Here is a 19,270-nt window from a genome sequence, read left to right on the forward strand (position 1 = left end):
GAAGGTTTATTCTTCGCAACGTTAGAAGGACCTGGAACAGTTTGGATTCAGTCCTTAACACTTAGCCGCTTAGCAGCACGTCTGACAAGCCCAGCAGCGCAAAGCACTGGTGAAGGTAGCGTCTTAGGTGGGCTTGGTCGTTTATTAGATGGGAAAGAGTAAAAAGGTGCCCTTATAGGGCTCTTTTTATTTAGGTGGACTATATAAAGTGAAACTTTAATCAGTGGGGGTTTTCTTCATCCCCCACTGATTATTAGTTGAACCAATCGGGCTTTAATGGGCAGTTGATCCCCCACCTAACTTCTTTGCTTTCGCTGAATTTTGAGGTGGGGGTCTTACTGCCCATTAAAGCGGGATAAACCATTTCGAATCATATAATACTCCATTGCTTCATTAAGCCACGCCTCTTCTTCTTCCGTATAAGGAGATGGCATCATATTATTATATTGTTCTTCTGCATTCTCTAATTTTCCTAAAGCATACACTGTCTCTTCGCCCACATACTTAAGAGTCGCTTTCATATGTTGGTCAACTAGTTTTTGCACTTCTACATCATCAATTTGTCTTCCAAATAACCTTTTCACTTCTTTCGCTAAACGAACAAACTCTTTATCAAGTGCCAGGCTCTCTTCTTCTGGCTTATTATATAATCCATCAACTGTTTCTTTTGATACATATTCTTCAAGCCATAAACGTTGTTCAGCTTCTTTTTGAATGCTGTTAATTAAACTCATTAATATGTCACTATCCAACTCGTCATCTTCCTCAAGACATACCATTGTTCGTTCAAGCGCCTTTATCGAAACTTCAATTTGTTTTCTTTTTTCTTCAAAGGCTTTTCTTTGTTGCTCCAATGTTTCTTTTAAATTTACATTCAAACTTGGCATTTTCAACATGACGCTTATTTCTTCTAAACTATATCCTAATACTTTAAGGCTCACTATTTTCTGTAGCTCTAATATATCTTTTCCTTTGTACACACGGTGACCAGAGCTAACATTCTTTTCAGGTTTAAGTAATCCAATTTCATCGTAATATTGGAGCGTTCGTATCGTTGTACCTGTTCCCCTTGAAAACTCACCAATTGAATAGCCTTCTCTTTTGCTCATCTTACCCCCTCCTAACAGTATGTTTACAAAAATCCTACTCCCTCACGTAACTGTAGGTTCAAGCTTTTTTTCTAAAAGAATGAATCAAGTCCCTCACTGCATATATTGAACTATACCTTTTCTTAAGGAGGCTTCCTTAATGCGTACTCCTTTATCCTTTGATAAAGATACCGCCATACTGTTAGCTTCTTGTTGTGAGTTAACGTATGAACAATATAAACAAAATGGGATTTTTGAAATACCAGATGGTTTTCAATATGTACAAGGCTTTCAAGGAAAAACCATTCAAACGACAGAATGGTTCGGATTCATACTAGAATCTGAGGATACCATTATTGTAGCTTTTCGCGGAACACAAACAGATACAGACTGGATTATCGATTCACTCGTTAACCAAAAACCATACCCATATGCTTTAAATAGTGGAAATGTCCATAACGGCTTTCTTTCCATTTATGAGTCTTGCCGAGATTCTATTATGGATATGCTCGTATCATTACCAGCCCATAAGAAACTTCTTGCAACAGGTCATAGTTTAGGCGGCGCGCTCGCTACACTACATATACTCGATGCGCGTATAAACACTGCCTTCGCACAGTACGGTCTGTATACATTTGCCTCCCCAAAAGTGGGAGATATTGCATTTCGTAATTATTATAAACTACAAGTAGCTAGTAGCTTTCGTTTCGTCAACTTATTTGATGTCGTTCCACTTCTTCCTCCTCGAAACATAAATTTTAATGACCAAGACTGGGAATATGCACACGTTCATCACAACATGACTTTTACAAAAAACACAAAATCGATTGCAAATAATCATGCCATGACAACATACAAAACATGTCTGACTTCTCATTTTTAACCAGTAAACAATTGGAAATTAAATATCCTTATACTATAATAATATATGAAGTTACTTTTGGATGAGGGGACCTTACATGCTAAAATTTATCTTTGCACTTTTTCTCATTGTAATTTTTACGTTTACAGGTTTCTTTACATTTTCATACTTTGCGACAGGAGAATATGATGGAACAGGTATCATATATACTGCGATCCCATTTCTTTCTTAAGCAAAAAAGAAAACCGAGCTTAATGAGTTTAAGCTCGGTTTATTTATTAGTGTCAATTTTTGTCGGTAAATCGATATATCTTAAAAATCGCTGATATATTTTAAGTATCGGTCGATATAATTTGAAAATCGCCGATATAAATTTCATATAATCTTTTCCGACGTAGCAATCTCTTTAAATTTGTGTAACTGTATTACCAATACCCCAAATCTCATTACTATACTGTAAAATCGTTCGATCGCTCGCAAAATGACCAGATTGTGCAATATTTAAAATCGACATTTCCAACCACTTCGTTCGGTTCTCATAAGCTCTACCAACAGCTTCTTGCTTTTCCGCATATGGGCCAAAATCTCGTAGAACGAAATATTCATCATTTTGAATAACGAGAGAATCGTAAATTGCTTCAAATTCAGCTCCAGACTGTGCAAAGAAACCATTCGTTAACTGGTCTACTACCTTTTTAATATGCCCATTGTGGTGATAATAATCACTTGCACGATATCCACCATTTTGATAGTAATGAAGAACCTCTTCGGCCGTTAAACCGAAAATGAAACAGTTATCATCACCGACTCTATCTTTTATTTCAATATTCGCTCCGTCTAACGTGCCGAGCGTAATCGCACCATTCATCATAAATTTCATATTGCCTGTTCCGGATGCTTCTTTACTCGCTGTCGAAATTTGTTCACTTACATCGGCCGCTGGGAATATATCTTCCGCTACAGACACTCGATAGTTTTCTAGAAAGATAACTTTCATATATTGGCTTACGTACGGATCGTTATTCACTTTTCTTGCAAGTTCATTTATTAATTTAATAATTTTTTTCGCATAGTAATAGCCAGGTGATGCTTTCGCTCCAAAGATAAAAGTACGCGGATAAAATGTAAAACTAGCATCCTCTTTCAAACGGTTATACAAATATAAAATATGAAGAACATTTAATAATTGTCGCTTGTAAGCATGCAGTCTTTTTACTTGCACATCAAAAATAGAATTAGGATCAATTGTAATCCCCATTGTATTATGAATACGCTCCGCTAAAATTTCTTTACGCCCTTGTTTTACCTCTGCAAATTTCTCTTGGAAACTCGCATCGTATTGAACTAATTGTAGCTCTTGAAGCTTAATTGGTTCTTTCTTCCACTCTGTTCCAATCGCCTCTGAAATAAGGTTCGTCAGCTGTGGATTCGCCTTCATTAACCAGCGTCTATGAGCGATTCCATTCGTTTTATTATTAAACTTATCTGGATAAAACTCATAAAACAATCGCATTTCACGCTGCTTTAAAATTTCTGTATGAATTTTTGCTACACCGTTTACGCTATGGCTACCGACAATTGCTAAATGTGCCATTTTCACAAGATCATGCGCAATAATTGCCATCTCTTCAATGCGATGCCATTCATATGGATAACGTTCCCAAAGCTCATGACAGAAACGTTCATTAATCTCTTCAATAATCATATAAATTCTCGGTAATAACGGTTTAAAAATGTGAATTGGCCACTTTTCAAGCGCTTCTGATAACGTCGTATGATTCGTATAAGAAATCGTTTGCGTTGTTATGTGCCAAGCTTCTTCCCATGCTAGTTTTTCTTCATCTAATAAAATACGCATCAGTTCTGGAATCGCCAAAACTGGATGTGTATCATTAATATGAATCGCAATTTTCTCATGTAATTGACGAAGGTCACCATATCTTTCTCTATGCATACGAACGATATTTTGCAAGCTTGCTGATACGAGGAAATACTGTTGTTTTAAACGAAGTATTTTCCCCTCATCATGCGTATCATCTGGATATAAAAACTCCGATACCGCTTCTGTTTCACGCTTATATTTCAAAATATCTTTGCAATTTTGCGGGAAAGGAACTGGTTCCGCATTCCAAAGTCTAAGTGTATTTACAGTACTCGTCTCATAACCTACTACTGGAACGTCATATGGTACTGCCATAATTACTTCTGCATTTGTATGCCTGAATTCTAAACGCCCATCAATGTAGAGCGGTTCAACATTGCCGAAATAACTTACTTCTACAGCTTGATCATGCCTTCTTACTTCCCATACATTTTCATGAAGAAGCCATTGTTCTGGAAATTCAACTTGATAACCATCAACAATTTTTTGATCAAATAAGCCGTGTTTGTAACGAATTCCGCACCCATGACCTGGTAAGTTTAAAGATGCAAGTGAATCAAGGAAACAGGCTGCTAACCGTCCAAGTCCACCATTTCCAAGACCTGCATCTGCTTCCACCTCTTCTAATTGTTGCAACGAAATTCCAAGCTCAGAAAGCCCTTGCTCACATACATCCTTGATGCCTAAATTTAATATGTTACTTCCAAGCAAACGCCCAAGTAAAAACTCAATGGATAAGTAATACATTTGCTTTCGCTCTCCAGACCGATAACTTTCATTCGTTGCAATCCATTGACTATTCATATACTCACGCACCATGTACCCAAGCGTATTGTATTGATCACGAGTTGTAGAGTCTTTGAAACTTTTACCATACATCGTCTCTAACTTTTCTAGAAAAGCTGATTTGAAACTTTCAACATGAGTAAACATTTCTTCACCACCTACATGTTATTCCATGAGACTTTTATACAATTTCTTATAAGCCAGAGCTGATTTTTCCCAGCTATAATCTTCAGTCATTGCTTGTTTTACAAGCTGCTCCCACACCGGTTTATCCTGATAAAATTCAATTGCACGACGAACCGTGTGCAACATGTCATGTGCATTAAAGTTCGTGAAACTGAAACCATTTCCTTCTCCAGTCTCTTCGTCATAAGATTGTACCGTATCATTTAATCCGCCTGTTTCCCTTACAATTGGAATCGTACCGTACGCTAATGCGATAAGTTGTCCAAGTCCACATGGTTCAAATAGTGATGGCATTAAGAATAAATCACTTCCCGCATATACTTGGTGGGCTAATTCTTCATTAAAGCCAATATACACTTTTACCTTCTCAGGATACTCATATGCCATCCACTCAAAGAATTTCTCATATTCCGAATCACCTGATCCTAAAATAATACATTGTACATCTTCTTCCATTATTTCTCGGAATACAGTACGTACTAAATCAAGACCTTTTTGCTTCGTTAATCTCGTTACCATAGAAATAATTGGTGTATCTTCTTTTTCTGGCAAACCAAAATAACGCTGCAACGCGCGTTTATTTTCACTCTTTTCATATAATGAATCTGCATCGTACTGAGCAGTAATATACGAATCCGTTTCTGGATTGTACACGCTCGTATCAATTCCATTTACAATGCCGCTAAGCTTACCTTTATATTTTCGCAGTAATCCATCTAACTTCTCACCGAAAAACTCATATTGGATTTCCTCTTTGTATGTCGGGCTAACCGCTGTAATTTGATCAGAAGCGATAATGCCACCCTTCATAAAGTTCACATTCCCATAAAATTCTAACTGCTCACTATGAAAATATTCATCACCAAGTTCTAGCAAGTCGTACATCACTTCAGGAGGAAATACACCTTGGAACTGTAAGTTATGAATTGTATATACCGTTTTAATATGCTCATATAATGGTTTATCTTGATACTTTTCACGTAGTAAGAAATTTACCATAGCTGTATGCCAATCGTGGCTATGAAGAACATCCACTTCGAAATCAAGATGCGGGATACACTCTAAAACTGCTTTCGAAAAATAAGAAAAACGCTCTCCGTCATCATAATGACCATACAGAGAATCCCTCTTAAAATAATATTCATTATCTATTAAGTAATACGTAATCCCGTCTTGCTCACCTTTTAAAATTCCGCAATATTGATTTCTCCACCCAAGCGGGACGTTAATTACTTTATGTAGCGTACATCCATCCCTTAATTTTTGCGGAATAAGACTATAATTTGGGAGTATAATGCGAACTTCCACACCTAATTTTTTTAGCTCTTTTGGGAGCGCACCTGCTACATCAGCTAATCCTCCCGATTTAACAAATGGTACACATTCTGATACTGCAAATAAAATATTCACTTGTTGTCCCACTGCACGAAAAGCTTATACTACTTCCCTTGCAGCTTCCTCCCTTCGAGTTTTCATTTAAATTAAAACTTTAATCAGTGGAGGAAAAACCCCCACTGATTCCTTAAGAATAACTATTAATCGTACTGTTTTGTACGCTTCCTTTTTCTACAACGTATGGCTCATCGGCGTTTCCTTTTAGTACAACACCGTCACCAATTTTCACGTCTTTATCAATAATAACACCGTCTATTATACAGTTATCTCCAATTTGGCTCTTTTGCATAATAATGCTATTACGAACAATTGAACCTTTCCCAATTTTAACAGAACGGGAGACAACACTATTTTCTACTTCACCTTCGATAATACTACCATTTGCAATCATTGTATTTTTCACGACTGCACCCTTTACATAACGAGTTGGTGGCTCATCTTTTACTTTCGTAAAGATTGGTGCTTCTTTCTTAAATAGTTGCTTCCAAATAGCAGGTTTCAAAATTTCTAAGCTATGTTTATAGTAGCTTTCAATTGAATCAATAATAGCTACATATCCTGTATGCTCATACGTAGCAATATGTAGTGATTTTCCGCGCTTTTCTCTCACTACATCGAATAAGCTATATTGCTCCACATCTTTATATGAATCGAATAAATCTAACAGTAATTGTTTCTTTAATACGTATGTTTGAAGCGAAACCCCTTCATGGCAAACTTCCGTAATATCAGCTGCCGTATGTATATGTCGCTCTAACACCGCTTGAAAATTCAATGCTGTTACGAGATGGCTATTCGTAATAACGACGTATTCTTCTCTAGCTCTTAGAAAATAATCAATATGTCTTCTAAAATGCGCAAAAGATCCAAATTCATCTTGATCACATTGGCAATTTGGCGGGAATAAAAACAGTCCGTCTCTTTTTCTATCTAAATCCCACTGTTTTCCTGAACCAACATGATCCATTAACGAGCGGTTTTTATGACTTGTAAAAACCGCTACGCTATGAATATTAGAATTCACCATATTTGAAAGCATGAAATCAATGAGTCGATAACGGCCCCCAAACGGTAACGCCGCTAGTGAACGATGCCCTGTTACTTTCTTTAAGGAAGGAAAACTTCCCGTTGCATTAATAATTCCTAACATTTTTTCTCCCATTCATTTCATCCCCCTTTTCTATTTCCCTTCAGCAATGAGTACTACATCGTCAACATTTTTTTCCGGACGAATAATTGTTCCATCCTCAATAATCATTTCCGATCCAACGATCGCTCTTTCAATCACAACATTTTTACCAATCTTCGCTCCAGGCATAACGACAGAATCAATAACCATACTACCTTCTTCCACCGTCACTCCTTGGAATAGTACAGAATGCTTCACGTCCCCTTCAATGACGCATCCTTCGTTAATAAGTGATTCTTCTACTTTTGCCTTTTCAGCGATATATTGAGGTGGTTCGTTTGGATTAACAGAATAAATACGCCAATTACGATCATTTAAATTCAGTGATGTTTCATCGCGAAGTAAATCCATATTCGCTTCCCATAAGCTCTTCACCGTTCCAACATCTTTCCAATACCCTTCAAACGGATACGCCATTAACTTCTTCCCTTCATCTAATAAAAGCGGAAGTACATCTTTTCCGAAATCATTACTAGATTCAGGGTTTCTTGCATCCATTTCTAAATACTCTTTCAAAATTGCCCAGTTAAAAATGTAAATTCCCATTGATGCAAGATTACTTCTTGGAAATTGCGGCTTCTCTTCAAATTCAACAATCTCCATCTCTTCGTTCGTATTCATAATACCGAAACGACTCGCCTCATCCCAAGGCACTTCAATAACAGAAATGGAAACGTCCGCTTCTTTCTCAATATGGTAATCTAGCATTTTACTGTAATCCATTTTATAAATATGGTCGCCTGATAAAATGAGAACATACTCTGGTTCATATTGACTTAAATAGTTTAAGTTTTGATAAATGGCACTTGCCGTACCTGTGTACCACTTCACACCTGAAGACTCCGCATAAGGAGGTAATACTGTGACTCCACCGCTTACTCGGTCTAAATCCCACGCATTGCCGATTCCAATATAATTATGAAGTTCGAGTGGTTGATATTGCGTTAAAATCCCAACCGTTTCAATACCAGAATTTGCGCAGTTACTTAGCGTAAAATCAATAATGCGATATTTACCACCAAATGGAACAGCTGGCTTGGCTAAATTTTTTGTTAATGCACTTAATCGACTACCTTTTCCCCCTGCTAGTAACATTGCTACGCACTTTTGTTTTTGAGCCATCTTGTTTTTTGCTCCCCTTTCTCGTCTTCACTGGTCGTAATATGGATACGCCAAATGGTGGAATTGTAATTTCTACATGTGCTGCTTGATTATGAAACGGTTCTTGAATCGCCTTCAGACGTTTCTTATTTACTTGCCCTGATCCGCCATATTGCTCAGCATCACTGTTTAAAACCTCGTTATAATACTCGAAATCTGGTACACCTACTTTATAGTTTTCATATGTAGTTTTCGTAAAATTACATACGACAACTAACGCATCTTCTTGTTTATCCCCTTGGCGGATAAAAGAGAAAATACTTTGCTCATTATTATTAGCATCAATCCACTGAAATCCTTCAGGCGAATGATCAAGCTGCCAAAGTGGTTTGGAGCGCTTATACAATGCTATGAGCTCTTTAAAGTAATCATGCATATAACGATGCATTTCAAAATCATGTAAATTCCAATCTAAATCTTCAAGGTCTTTCCACTCATCAAACTGCCCGAATTCTCCACCCATGAAAAGTAATTTCTTTCCTGGGTGAGTAAAGAAATATCCATATAATAAACGAAGTTGAGCAAACTTATCCCAGTAGTCTCCTGGCATTTTATTTAATAATGACTTTTTCCCATGAACGACTTCATCATGAGAAAGCGGTAATATGAAATTTTCAGAGTAAGCATATAGTAAAGAGAACGTCATTTTCTCATGAATATATTTTCTGTACTCTGGCGCACACTCCATATACTTCAGCACGTCATTCATCCAGCCCATATTCCATTTGTAATTGAATCCAAGCCCACCTTCATACGTTGGAGCTGTTACAAGTGGCCAAGCTGTTGAATCCTCTGCTGTCATAAGAAAATCTTCATCCTCTGCAAATACCGCTTCATTTAACTCCCGTAAAAATGAAACAGCGTGCTCATTACTTTGCTCTTGTCCTTCTTTATTCCAGTACAGCATGTTCGCAACTGCATCCACCCTGAAACCATCAATATGAAAATATCTCATCCAAAATAACGCATTTGAAATTAAGAAATTACGTACTTCCCTCTTTCCTAAATCAAAGTTAACAGTTCCCCATACTGGATTTTCTTGCACATCTTTATCTTTATATTCATAAGTCGGTGTCCCATCAAACAAATATAAACCGTGAGCATCTTTACAAAAATGCCCCGGCACCCAATCTAAAATGACACCGATTCCATATTTATGACATTCATCGACAAAATGCATCAAATCATGTGGCGTGCCGAATCTACTCGTTGCGGCATAATATCCCGTTCCTTGATATCCCCAAGAACGATCATACGGATGCTCAACAAGCGGCATAATTTCAATATGTGTAAATTGATGTTCCACCACATAAGGAATGAGTTCTTCTGCCATTTCCCTGTAAGAATACAGCGTTCCATCTTCTTTCTTTTTCCAAGAACCGAAATGCAATTCATAAACTGTCATCGCTTCTTTATAAACCGATTTTTTCTTTTTCTTACGACTCCAGTTTTTATCATTCCATTCGTATCCCTTTATATCAAAAACTACAGATGCCGTATTCGGTCTTACTTCTGCATACACAGCATACGGATCCGCCTTAAAAATGACATCACCAGCCATCGTTTCAATCGCATATTTATATATTTCTTTTTCTTCAATATGCGGTATAAATAGGGACCAAATTCCCTCTTCTGTCACTTGTAGCATCTTATGTTGCTCATAATCCCATTCATTAAAATCTCCAACAACACTCATTGCTTTCGCATGAGGAGCCCATACTGTAAATCGTACACCTCGCATCTCATCTTCCGTCACAATATGTGCGCCAAAGATGTTATAACTTTCATAGTACTTTTCTGTATGAAACTCATCTCGTTTCACTTCTTCACAATTTATTACGTTCAATATGCTCACCTCACTAAGATGACAGAATTTTTTATAATTTATCATTTCTTCGAAAAACTGAAATATCCTTGTTAATTTATAAAAAATATACGTTTTTTTCTTAAAAATGTTGGTCTTTTTTCACATTTCTATATAAAATATCGAATTTTGACGAATATTCATTGAAAACGCTTCATTTCATACTAATCTTTCAATATAATATTTTTTTCTCAACCTTTATTTTATTAGATTCACTCTATTTTACACGTTATGTATCACTTAAAATCGTAACAAAATAATCTGTCATAAAAAAATGTTTCTCAACATTTTTCGTCACAATTTTATTGAAATGGAAAATTGATAAGCATATACTTGTTCTCAATAAAGAACAGCGACTTTTCGTAACTATAATTCATAGTGGACTACTATGTTTACTTATTTATCCTTGTTACGAACAGTCGCTATAAAAATTTAATTAGGGGGCTTTCTTATGTCATTAAAACAAAAGGTTGGAATGGGAGTTGTCACAGCAACGCTCGGCTTATCCCTTACATTCGGCGGTGTATTCGCCTACTTCAGTGATTCTGAAACATCTAGTAACTCATTTCAAGCTGGAACACTAGACCTTTCTATTAATCCAAGTGTAATCGTTGATGTGAAAGATTTAAAGCCAGGTGACTTTATTGAAAAAAATTTCACGCTTGAAAATAAAGGGTCATTGGATATTGCAAAAGTAGCACTTGAAACATCCTATGAAGTTACAGATGCACAGAAAAATAATGATGGTGAAGATTTAGGCGATCATATCATCGTCAAATTTTTAGTGAATGATGGAAAACCATCTAATCCAAACGATGATCATGAAATTTTGTGGGAAACAAAACTATCACAATTAAAGACTATGAAACCTGAGGATGTGGCTACTTCTTTAGAACGTCATAACTTAATAGACGGTATTAAATCTGGTGAAACAGATTATTTACACGTGCTCTTCTCCTTTGAAGACAACGAACAAGATCAAAATAAATTCCAGGGTGATTCCTTACAGCTAAACTGGACATTCCATGCAGAGCAAACACCGGGCACAGATAAAGTGAAACTTTAATCAGTGGGGGTTTTCTTCATCCCCCACTGATTATTAGTTGAACCAATCGGACTTTTATGGGCAGTTGATCCCCCACCTAACTTCTTTGCTTTCGCTGCATTTTAAGGTGGGGGTCTTACTGCCCATTAAAGTCGGAAAAATAATTTTTAAAATATAAATTATCGGAGGCTTATACATGAAAAAGAAAAATCGATTTGTTACCGGAATTGTAACGGCTGGCGTTCTGTTTTCAACTGCCCTTCCGTTCAATGTACTTGCTGAAAATCCTATTAACCAAATTGACTCTTCAAACGCCCAGTCTTTACTATCAAAACTTTCTAAAGAACAGCGTCAGGCATTACAAACGTTAGATGCCAACCCTGGTTTTACTATCTCGCCAGATATTAATACAAGTAGTTCCGAACCAGTAAATATCATTGTAGAATTTCAAACGGCTCCAGTAAAGATTAATGAATTAAAACAAAAAGAAAAAGGGTTACAAGCTGCTCCTGAAAATATAAAGGCACGTATTGATCAAGAACATGAGGAATTTCAAAAAGGACTAAAACGTCTTTATCAGTTCAGCCCATCAGTAAAGTCAGGGAATTTCCAGTCAGTACAAATTAAACGTTCTTATAAACATGCGATAAATGGGGTTGCGCTGACATTACCTGCAAATACAGTGGAAGAATTGTTACGGATTGGCGTTGTAAAACGTATTTGGAAAGATTACGAAGTGAAATTAAATTTACCAAAACAAGCAGAGCAGAAAGCACCTCAAAAACTAACAGATAGTATTCCGCAAATTGGGGTCGATAAGTTACATAGCGAAGGCATTACCGGAAAAGGAATTAAAGTTGGTGTATTAGATACAGGTATTGATTACAATCATCCTGACTTAAAAGACGTATATAAGGGCTATCGCGCAAAACCTGGCGAAGACTCTAGCAAGATAGATCCAAACTCCGTAAAAGGTTGGGACTTTATTAGTAACGATGCAGATCCGATGGAAACAACTTATACAGAGTGGCAACAATCTGGTGCTCCTGAATTTGATGATCGTGGCTCTTCCTTCTACACTGCGCATGGTACTCACGTAGCAGGTATCGTTTCTGCGCAAAAGAAAAACACATCAGATTCCGCAGTAAAAGGTGTTGCACCTGACATTGAACTGTATAACTATCGTGTACTCGGTCCATACGGAAGTGGAGATAGTTCTGGTATTATCGCTGCAATCGATAAATCTATTTCTGACGGCATGAATGTTATTAACTTATCGTTAGGTGACGATAGCAACAATCCGCTTGATCCTACGTCTATCGCTGTCAATAACGCGATGCTTTCCGGTGTTGTTACAGTCGTTGCTGCTGGAAACTCTGGTCCAAATCCAGCGACACTCGGATCACCAGGTGCTTCTCCATTTGCGATTACGGTCGGCGCAAGTGATAGCTCTATTTCCTTACCGAAACTATCAGGTCATGCTGGGCAATTACAATTTCCTAACCTAATTTTATTCGGCAAAAACTTTACTGATAAAATAGAAGATTTCAAGGGACAAACTTTACCTATTGAATCTGTAGGAATTGGTACGCCTGACGAGTTTAGTAAAAAAGATGTAAAAGGAAAAATCGCTCTCGTTGCACGTGGTACACTGTCATTTGATGAAAAAATTGCGAATGCAAAACAAGCTGGTGCAAAAGCCGTTATTATTTATAACAATGTGGACGGAGAAATTCCTTTCTACGTTGGCGAAAGTACAAAATACATTCCCGCATTCCGCCTAACGAAAGAAGACGGTGTAAAACTAAAAACTCAAATCGAACAAGGTAATACATCCTTTACCTTTGACGAACTTAGTTATATTCAAACAGAAGGCGATCATCTTGCAGACTTTAGCTCACGCGGTCCTGTTACATCAAATGATGATATTAAACCAGATATTACAGCGCCTGGTGTTGCTGTACTTTCAACAGTACCTGAATATATTAACGACCCACAAGAGGGCGAAAACTATGACGTTTCCTACGAGCGTATGCAAGGAACATCTATGGCTTCTCCTCATATCGCGGGCGTTGCTGCTCTTATTTTACAAGAACACCCAGAATACTCTCCATTCGATGTAAAGGCGTCTCTTATGAACACAGCTGATGATTTAAAAGAAAAGTATTCCGTATATGAAGTTGGAGCTGGACGAGTAGATGCGTACAACGCCGTTCATACGGAAACTAGTTTTAAAGTGCTAGATACAACAAAAACAGTTGTAAATGATGAAGTAATTGAAGTCCCTGAAGAAACTGGATCCATTGCATTCGGGAAGTTCTATCAAAAAGACGGTGAAGCTCTTGAACAAAAACGAAATATAAAAGTACAAAATCATAATAAACAAGAGAAAAAAGAATTTAAAACAGAAATTTCTTATACACCAGCATCTTCTTCTATTAACGATGCTACCGCAAACGGTGTAAAAGTTTCTGTTCCAGAAACTTTTACTCTTGATGCTGGTAAATCAGATGAAATTGAAGCAAAAATTAATGTTCCGGCTGGTGTAAAACAAGGCCGATATGAAGGATATATTCATATTACAAATACGAAAAATAAAGAAGAAACGTACCAAATTCCGTTCTCTATTCGTGTATCAGAGCCTGGTATTGAAAATGCAATATTATCAAGAAAAGCAATTTCAACTGATACATCTAAATTCAATCCATACCGTGAATCGTATTTGCACGGGGCGTTCCAATTAAATAGCGAACTTGAAACGTTAGATCTTATCGTGAAAGATTCCAAAACAAATAAAGCTCTCGGTTTCCTTGGTACATTAAATACTAGTGGATTAAAAACTGATGTGTATTACTACTTAGATTCATTCTTTAACGGCAAAGTGTATTCTTTTACAAATGATCCTGCAAAACCAATTGGTGATGAGAAAATCGACTTACCAGAAGGTGATTACACAATTGAGTTTGTTGGCTACGATAAAGCCGGTAAAGCACGTGTGAAAGGTGATTATGTCGTAATTGATAATACACCGCCAGAAGTGAAATTAACTGGATTACAGCCTGGTATTTATGAATTAAATGAAGAAAATTATACAGTAGAAGATGGTAAAAAAGCGTTATGGATTAAAGGAAATGTGTATGATTCGAACGTTGACTACTTAAAAGGAAAAGGATTAAACATTACGCAAGAAGCAAACGGAGTGATGTACTATGATTATTCTCCATACTTGCATAAGTTTTTACCTATTAATGCAAATGGTGACTTTAAAGTTGGCATTACTCCTGAATCCTTTAAAACTGAAGGTCCCATGAACACAGGCGTATATATTTTCGATTATGCAACTGCAGGAGCTGACTATCCAAGCGGTGTAAATAACTATTGGTTTATCCCGCAAGGAGCTCAATATGCGAAAACTAGTTATGATAAAAAAGAAGTATATAAAGGTGATGAATTCACTGTGACGCTAAACGCCAAACATGTGAAACAATTTGTTGCTGGGGAATTTAACGTAAAATTCCTAGAGAAGAACTTCAAGTTTGCAAATGCGAAATTTAATCCTGCTTTTGAAAAACTCCTTTCTGAAAAAGGGGTGACCGCAAAAGTAAATGAACCGAAACTAGAAGAAGGTTCTGTCACAGTTGGCGGAGCTATCAATGACAAAAACTTCGGTGGATTAGATGGTGATTTCCCGTTCATTGATGTAACGTTCAAAGTAGAAAATGATGAGTTTTATGAAGCAAATGCTCAATTAGAATCAGCAGTGTTTGCATACTGGAAACAAGGGGAAACAGAGCCAAATAGAATGCGTGTCCTTCAAGATCAAACATTCTCAGTTATGTCTTTAAACTCACTAGTCGAAGGAAGTATTAAACCTGGTGCTTTCTTAAATGAACGCGGATATTTAGATGAAAAATTCGATTATACAAAGCTTGGCGTAAAAGTATATGCAACAGATTCTTACCGTCATAAGTTTGAAGGCTCACTTGATAAATACGGATCCTTCAAACTAAATGGACTTCCTGCTAATAAACGCGACTATAACTTATATGTAGAAGTACCAGGGCATTTAACAAGCCGACTAACAACGAAACTTGGTACTGAAAAAGACGGTAAGCTACTTGGCCAATATTATTATGCACGCCTTGATGAAAACCTTGCAGGTGATGTAAATGGCGATAAAGTAATTGATATAAAAGATGCTGAAATTATCGCTAGCAACTATGGTAAAAAAGGACTATCTGTGAACGACGGCGACCTTAACAAAGATGGTATTGTCGACGAAAAAGATATTCGCTTCGTTGAAAAGAACTTCTTGAAAAAAGGTCCAGATGCATCCAAATCACAAACACCTGTAGAAAAATCAAAAAGCGGTACACTGGCAGATATTTTTAAAAAATTAGGATTGACGCCTAAAAAATGATAATAATAAAGAGCACTCTACGCAAAGTAGAGTGCTCTTTTCTATAAACGACCCTGATCCAGCAAAAGGGGTATATTGGGGATATACAAGGGAAACCGGAAAAGGAATTTATATTAAATTATATATAAATCCAGAAGTAAGAAGTAGTTCCCCACTTCTGGATTATTTAGCAATTATTATAGTACTGGTGCCATTGTTTCTTTTAATACTTTTACAGAATGAGCGAATTTCGCTTTTTCATCCTCATTTAACTCAAGCTCTACGATTTCACGTACACCTTCACGGTTAATTACAGCTGGAACACCTACGTAAGCATCTTTTTCACCGTATTGACCTTCAAGGTATGCAGATACAGTTAATACGCTGTTCTCGTTGTTTAAGATTGCTTTAGTTACACGAAGTAGTGACATACCGATTCCGTAGTAAGTTGCACCCTTACGCTCGATGATATGGTAAGCTGCATCACGTACGTTTTCGAAGATTTTATCTAAGTCTTCTTGTTTGTACTGTTCGTTGTTAGCTAAGATTGTTTCTAGTTTTTGTACACCGATAGTAGCGTGACTCCATACTGGAAGTTCAGTGTCACCGTGTTCACCAACGATGTAAGCATGAACGTTACGTGGATCTACATCTAAGTAGTCACCTAACATGTAACGGAAACGAGCAGAGTCTAAAGTAGTACCAGAACCAATTACGCGCTCTTTTGGTAGACCAGATTCTTTCCAAGTTACGTAAGTTAAAATATCAACTGGGTTAGTTGCGATTAAGAAGATTCCATCGAATCCGCTATCCATAATACCGCGAACGATTTGTTTAAAGATCTTTGTATTTTTTTCAACTAAGTCTAAACGAGTTTCACCTGGCTTTTGTGGTAATCCAGCAGTGATAACTACTAAATCTGCATCTTTACAATCTGCATAGCTACCGCTCCAAACTTTTGTTGGTGATGGAGAGAATGGTACCGCATGGCTTAAGTCCATTGCTTCCCCTTCTGCTTTTGCTTCATTAACATCTACTAATACGAATTCTTCAGCTACACCTTGGTTGATCATTGAGTAAGCGTAACTACAACCTACAGCTCCTGTTCCTACTAATACTACACGATTGATACCTTTTTTCATGGTAATTTCCCCTCTCTATTGTTCACATATATTTTTTTATGATTGTTTAAGTAATTAATTAAAATACTAATTTAATGTTGTTTAACTTCTTTACACTCATATTGTAGCACGTATTATTGTGAATTACTTCACAAATTATGACCTATTTGTGAACTTTTTCACATAGAGTGTAAAGTTATTGGGATAGGTGTGGAATCCATTTCAATGGAGGCGTTTTCTTTAGATTGTGAAAGGGATTTTCTTATGTTTTTGTCGGTAAGTGAAATTATATCGACGATTATTTACATATATCAACGATTTTTATAATATATCGACCGTAAATCAAATTATATCGGCGATTCGACAAAGAATATCGACTTACCGACAAAACTCGACAATAATGACAGCATAAAAAAACTGCCTCCAGTAGATCACCTACTGAGAGACAGTTTCTTCTATATATTATTTATTTTCCACCGTAGCGCCTAATACAGCATCCTTTGTTTGAACAACCCATATTTCAATTTTTATTATTCAACGGTATCTAATAACTCTACAACTAATTCCTTAGGATCTTCCCAGCTATGATATTTACCCGTTTATCCAAGTGCAGGAGGCTTTAGCATACGGCCGAGATAAAAATTCAATTTGAGTATGATTTGTTAAGTGAACATTCCTTCATACTCATACAGGTCAAGGTAAACAACATGACTATACTTACAGCTCTCTGTATTCCCAACTGTAACAGCGAATACTTCATCTTTCTTTTAATTCATAAAAAAGCAGACTATCCAAAGTCCACTTTTACACAACAAAAAAGAGATAGCAGATTATGCTATCTCTTTTAGTATGACCCGTACGGGATTCGAACCCGTGTTACCGCCGTGAAAGGGCGGTGTCTTAACCACTTGACCAACGGGCCAATTACTGGCAGAGAAGAAGGGATTCGAACCCTCGCACCGCGTTCGCGATCTACTCCCTTAGCAGGGGAGCCCCTTGAGCCACTTGGGTACTTCTCTATAAATATGGCTCCGCAGGTAGGACTCGAACCTACGACCGATCGGTTAACAGCCGATAGCTCTACCACTGAGCTACTGCGGAACAATTATGGTGGGCCTAAATGGACTCGAACCATCGACCTCACGCTTATCAGGCGTGCGCTCTAACCAGCTGAGCTATAGGCCCATAATTGAAAAGCGGGTGAAGAGAATCGAACTCTCGACCAGAGCTTGGAAGGCTCTTGTTTTACCACTAAACTACACCCGCATTAAATTGTAAATGGTGAGCCATGAAGGACTCGAACCTTCGACCCTCTGATTAAAAGTCAGATGCTCTACCAACTGAGCTAATGGCTCATTTTGAAAGTGGTGCCGACTAGAGGACTTGAACCCCCAACCTACTGATTACAAGTCAGTTGCTCTACCAATTGAGCTAAGTCGGCATGTGATTTCAAAATGGTGGCTCGGGACGGAATCGAACCGCCGACACGAGGATTTTCAGTCCTCTGCTCTACCGACTGAGCTACCGAGCCTTTATGTAAAAATGGCGGTCCCGACCGGGGTCGAACCGGCGATCTCCTGCGTGACAGGCAGGCATGTTAACCACTACACCACGGGACCATTTGGTTGCGGGGACAGGATTTGAACCTGCGACCTTCGGGTTATGAGCCCGACGAGCTACCGTGCTGCTCCACCCCGCGATGATAAAATATTTAATTTAGAAAAAATGGAGGAGGTAGAGGGATTCGAACCCCCGCGCGACTCTCGCCGCCTGTCGGTTTTCAAGACCGATCCCTTCAGCCGAACTTGGGTATACCTCCGAGATAGAAACGTCTAATGGTGGACCTTGTAGGACTCGAACCTACGACCGGACGGTTATGAGCCGTCTGCTCTAACCAGCTGAGCTAAAGGTCCTTTATGGTAGCGGCGGAGGGGATCGAACCCCCGACCTCACGGGTATGAACCGTACGCTCTAGCCAGCTGAGCTACACCGCCATAAATGATATTAAGATAAGTGGAGCCTAGCGGGATCGAACCGCTGACCTCCTGCGTGCAAGGCAGGCGCTCTCCCAGCTGAGCTAAGGCCCCATGTTTTTTGGGAATATCGGGAAGACAGGATTTGAACCTGCGACCCCCTGGTCCCAAACCAGGTGCTCTACCAAGCTGAGCCACTTCCCGTTAATAAAAGCGCGCCCGAGAGGAGTCGAACCCCTAACCTCTTGATCCGTAGTCAAACGCTCTATCCAATTGAGCTACGGGCGCATATGGTGCCGAGGGCGGGGGTCGAACCCGC

Annotated in this window: 11 protein-coding genes, 16 tRNA genes and 2 pseudogenes; 6 read left to right on the plus strand and 23 right to left on the minus strand. The window is 38.0% G+C overall.

Translation table 11 applies throughout. The features are described from left to right. A pseudogene (locus MR079_RS22925) lies at window positions 1–162 on the plus strand (TIGR00266 family protein); the annotation flags it as partial. Window positions 163–335: 173 nt separating this feature from the next. Here MR079_RS22925 and MR079_RS22930 read toward each other — a convergent pair. Beyond that, on the minus strand, window positions 336–1,109 hold the full coding sequence (locus MR079_RS22930; protein WP_242294693.1) for a MerR family transcriptional regulator: 774 nt from the start codon (window positions 1,107–1,109) through the stop codon (window positions 336–338). 139 nt (window positions 1,110–1,248) lie between these two features. Here MR079_RS22930 and MR079_RS22935 point away from each other — a divergent pair, with 139 nt between their 5' ends. Next, window positions 1,249–1,971, plus strand: a complete 723-nt coding sequence (locus tag MR079_RS22935; RefSeq protein WP_088327206.1) for a lipase family protein — start codon at window positions 1,249–1,251, stop codon at window positions 1,969–1,971. A 76-nt stretch (window positions 1,972–2,047) separates the two neighbouring features. Continuing rightward, window positions 2,048–2,182 (plus strand): hypothetical protein, encoded by a 135-nt coding sequence (locus MR079_RS29250; protein ID WP_000911070.1) that lies wholly within the window; start codon window positions 2,048–2,050, stop codon window positions 2,180–2,182. Between the two features lie 174 nt (window positions 2,183–2,356). Here MR079_RS29250 and glgP read toward each other — a convergent pair whose 3' ends face one another. From glgP to glgB, 5 genes are all read right to left on the minus strand, one after another. Then, window positions 2,357–4,765 carry a glycogen phosphorylase gene (gene glgP, locus MR079_RS22940; RefSeq protein ID WP_242294696.1) on the minus strand — a complete coding sequence of 803 codons (2,409 nt, stop codon included), beginning with the start codon at window positions 4,763–4,765 and terminating at the stop codon, window positions 2,357–2,359. Between the two features lie 18 nt (window positions 4,766–4,783). Then, window positions 4,784–6,214: a glycogen synthase GlgA gene (gene glgA, locus MR079_RS22945; protein WP_242294698.1), complete on the minus strand. Its 1,431-nt coding sequence runs from the start codon at window positions 6,212–6,214 to the stop codon at window positions 4,784–4,786. 112 nt (window positions 6,215–6,326) lie between these two features. Then, entirely contained in the window at window positions 6,327–7,361 is a 1,035-nt protein-coding gene (glgD, locus tag MR079_RS22950; RefSeq protein ID WP_242294700.1) for a glucose-1-phosphate adenylyltransferase subunit GlgD, read from the minus strand. Between the two features lie 18 nt (window positions 7,362–7,379). Beyond that, window positions 7,380–8,510, minus strand: coding sequence for a glucose-1-phosphate adenylyltransferase (gene glgC, locus MR079_RS22955; protein WP_139869531.1), 1,131 nt, complete (start codon window positions 8,508–8,510; stop codon window positions 7,380–7,382). After that, complete coding sequence (gene glgB / locus MR079_RS22960) at window positions 8,458–10,395, minus strand: 1,4-alpha-glucan branching protein GlgB (RefSeq protein WP_139869530.1); 1,938 nt, start codon at window positions 10,393–10,395, stop codon at window positions 8,458–8,460. Before glgB ends, glgC begins: the two co-directional genes overlap by 53 nt. A 469-nt stretch (window positions 10,396–10,864) precedes the next feature. Between glgB and MR079_RS22965 the strand changes: the two genes are divergently transcribed. Next, complete coding sequence (locus MR079_RS22965; protein ID WP_242294701.1) at window positions 10,865–11,479, plus strand: CalY family protein; 615 nt, start codon at window positions 10,865–10,867, stop codon at window positions 11,477–11,479. Between the two features lie 175 nt (window positions 11,480–11,654). After that, window positions 11,655–15,878, plus strand: coding sequence for a S8 family serine peptidase (locus MR079_RS22970; protein WP_242294702.1), 4,224 nt, complete (start codon window positions 11,655–11,657; stop codon window positions 15,876–15,878). 176 nt (window positions 15,879–16,054) lie between these two features. On the opposite strand, the gene MR079_RS22975 is transcribed toward MR079_RS22970, so the two are convergent. Then, entirely contained in the window at window positions 16,055–16,999 is a 945-nt protein-coding gene (locus tag MR079_RS22975; RefSeq protein ID WP_000715338.1) for an L-lactate dehydrogenase, read from the minus strand. A gap of 576 nt (window positions 17,000–17,575) precedes the next feature. On the opposite strand from MR079_RS22975, the pseudogene MR079_RS22980 reads away from it, so the two are divergent. Continuing rightward, window positions 17,576–17,731, plus strand: a pseudogene (locus MR079_RS22980) (IS4 family transposase); the annotation flags it as partial. A gap of 97 nt (window positions 17,732–17,828) precedes the next feature. Here MR079_RS22980 and MR079_RS22985 read toward each other — a convergent pair. The 16 genes from MR079_RS22985 to MR079_RS23060 all read right to left on the minus strand — a co-directional run bounded on the left by MR079_RS22985 (window position 17,829) and on the right by MR079_RS23060 (window position 19,239). Next, a tRNA-Glu gene (locus tag MR079_RS22985) sits at window positions 17,829–17,900 on the minus strand. Window positions 17,901–17,906: 6 nt separating this feature from the next. Beyond that, window positions 17,907–17,997, minus strand: a tRNA-Ser gene (locus MR079_RS22990). A gap of 7 nt (window positions 17,998–18,004) precedes the next feature. Beyond that, window positions 18,005–18,079, minus strand: a tRNA-Asn gene (locus MR079_RS22995). Between the two features lie 7 nt (window positions 18,080–18,086). Beyond that, window positions 18,087–18,163: transfer RNA gene (locus MR079_RS23000), tRNA-Ile, on the minus strand. A 10-nt stretch (window positions 18,164–18,173) separates the two neighbouring features. Further along, window positions 18,174–18,244 (minus strand) — tRNA-Gly (locus MR079_RS23005). A 13-nt stretch (window positions 18,245–18,257) separates the two neighbouring features. Further along, window positions 18,258–18,333: transfer RNA gene (locus MR079_RS23010), tRNA-Lys, on the minus strand. 10 nt (window positions 18,334–18,343) lie between these two features. Beyond that, window positions 18,344–18,419 (minus strand) — tRNA-Thr (locus MR079_RS23015). A 14-nt stretch (window positions 18,420–18,433) separates the two neighbouring features. Continuing rightward, a tRNA-Phe gene (locus MR079_RS23020) sits at window positions 18,434–18,509 on the minus strand. Between the two features lie 12 nt (window positions 18,510–18,521). After that, window positions 18,522–18,597: transfer RNA gene (locus tag MR079_RS23025), tRNA-Asp, on the minus strand. Window positions 18,598–18,600: 3 nt separating this feature from the next. Beyond that, a tRNA-Met gene (locus MR079_RS23030) sits at window positions 18,601–18,677 on the minus strand. A gap of 27 nt (window positions 18,678–18,704) precedes the next feature. Beyond that, window positions 18,705–18,797 (minus strand) — tRNA-Ser (locus MR079_RS23035). 17 nt (window positions 18,798–18,814) lie between these two features. Continuing rightward, window positions 18,815–18,891: transfer RNA gene (locus MR079_RS23040), tRNA-Ile, on the minus strand. A 4-nt stretch (window positions 18,892–18,895) separates the two neighbouring features. Continuing rightward, window positions 18,896–18,972, minus strand: a tRNA-Met gene (locus MR079_RS23045). Window positions 18,973–18,992: 20 nt separating this feature from the next. After that, window positions 18,993–19,065 (minus strand) — tRNA-Ala (locus tag MR079_RS23050). Window positions 19,066–19,081: 16 nt separating this feature from the next. Next, window positions 19,082–19,155: transfer RNA gene (locus MR079_RS23055), tRNA-Pro, on the minus strand. A 10-nt stretch (window positions 19,156–19,165) separates the two neighbouring features. Then, window positions 19,166–19,239: transfer RNA gene (locus tag MR079_RS23060), tRNA-Arg, on the minus strand. Window positions 19,240–19,270: the final 31 nt, after the last annotated feature.

Source organism: Bacillus cereus group sp. BfR-BA-01381 (assembly GCF_022663555.1).
Taxonomy (GTDB): Bacteria; Bacillota; Bacilli; order Bacillales; family Bacillaceae_G; genus Bacillus_A; species Bacillus_A pacificus.

What these genes read in the sequence shown, in the direction of transcription:
- MR079_RS22970 (WP_242294702.1), top strand. Translation starts at nt 11,655, where the DNA reads ATGAAAAAGAAAAATCGATTTGTTACCGGAATTGTAACGGCTGGCGTT.
- MR079_RS29250 (WP_000911070.1), top strand. Translation starts at nt 2,048, where the DNA reads ATGCTAAAATTTATCTTTGCACTTTTTCTCATTGTAATTTTTACGTTT.
- MR079_RS22975 (WP_000715338.1), bottom strand. Translation starts at nt 16,999, where the DNA reads ATGAAAAAAGGTATCAATCGTGTAGTATTAGTAGGAACAGGAGCTGTA.
- glgC (WP_139869531.1), bottom strand. Translation starts at nt 8,510, where the DNA reads ATGGCTCAAAAACAAAAGTGCGTAGCAATGTTACTAGCAGGGGGAAAA.
- MR079_RS22935 (WP_088327206.1), top strand. Translation starts at nt 1,249, where the DNA reads ATGCGTACTCCTTTATCCTTTGATAAAGATACCGCCATACTGTTAGCT.
- MR079_RS22930 (WP_242294693.1), bottom strand. Translation starts at nt 1,109, where the DNA reads ATGAGCAAAAGAGAAGGCTATTCAATTGGTGAGTTTTCAAGGGGAACA.
- glgD (WP_242294700.1), bottom strand. Translation starts at nt 7,361, where the DNA reads ATGGGAGAAAAAATGTTAGGAATTATTAATGCAACGGGAAGTTTTCCT.
- MR079_RS22965 (WP_242294701.1), top strand. Translation starts at nt 10,865, where the DNA reads ATGTCATTAAAACAAAAGGTTGGAATGGGAGTTGTCACAGCAACGCTC.
- glgP (WP_242294696.1), bottom strand. Translation starts at nt 4,765, where the DNA reads ATGTTTACTCATGTTGAAAGTTTCAAATCAGCTTTTCTAGAAAAGTTA.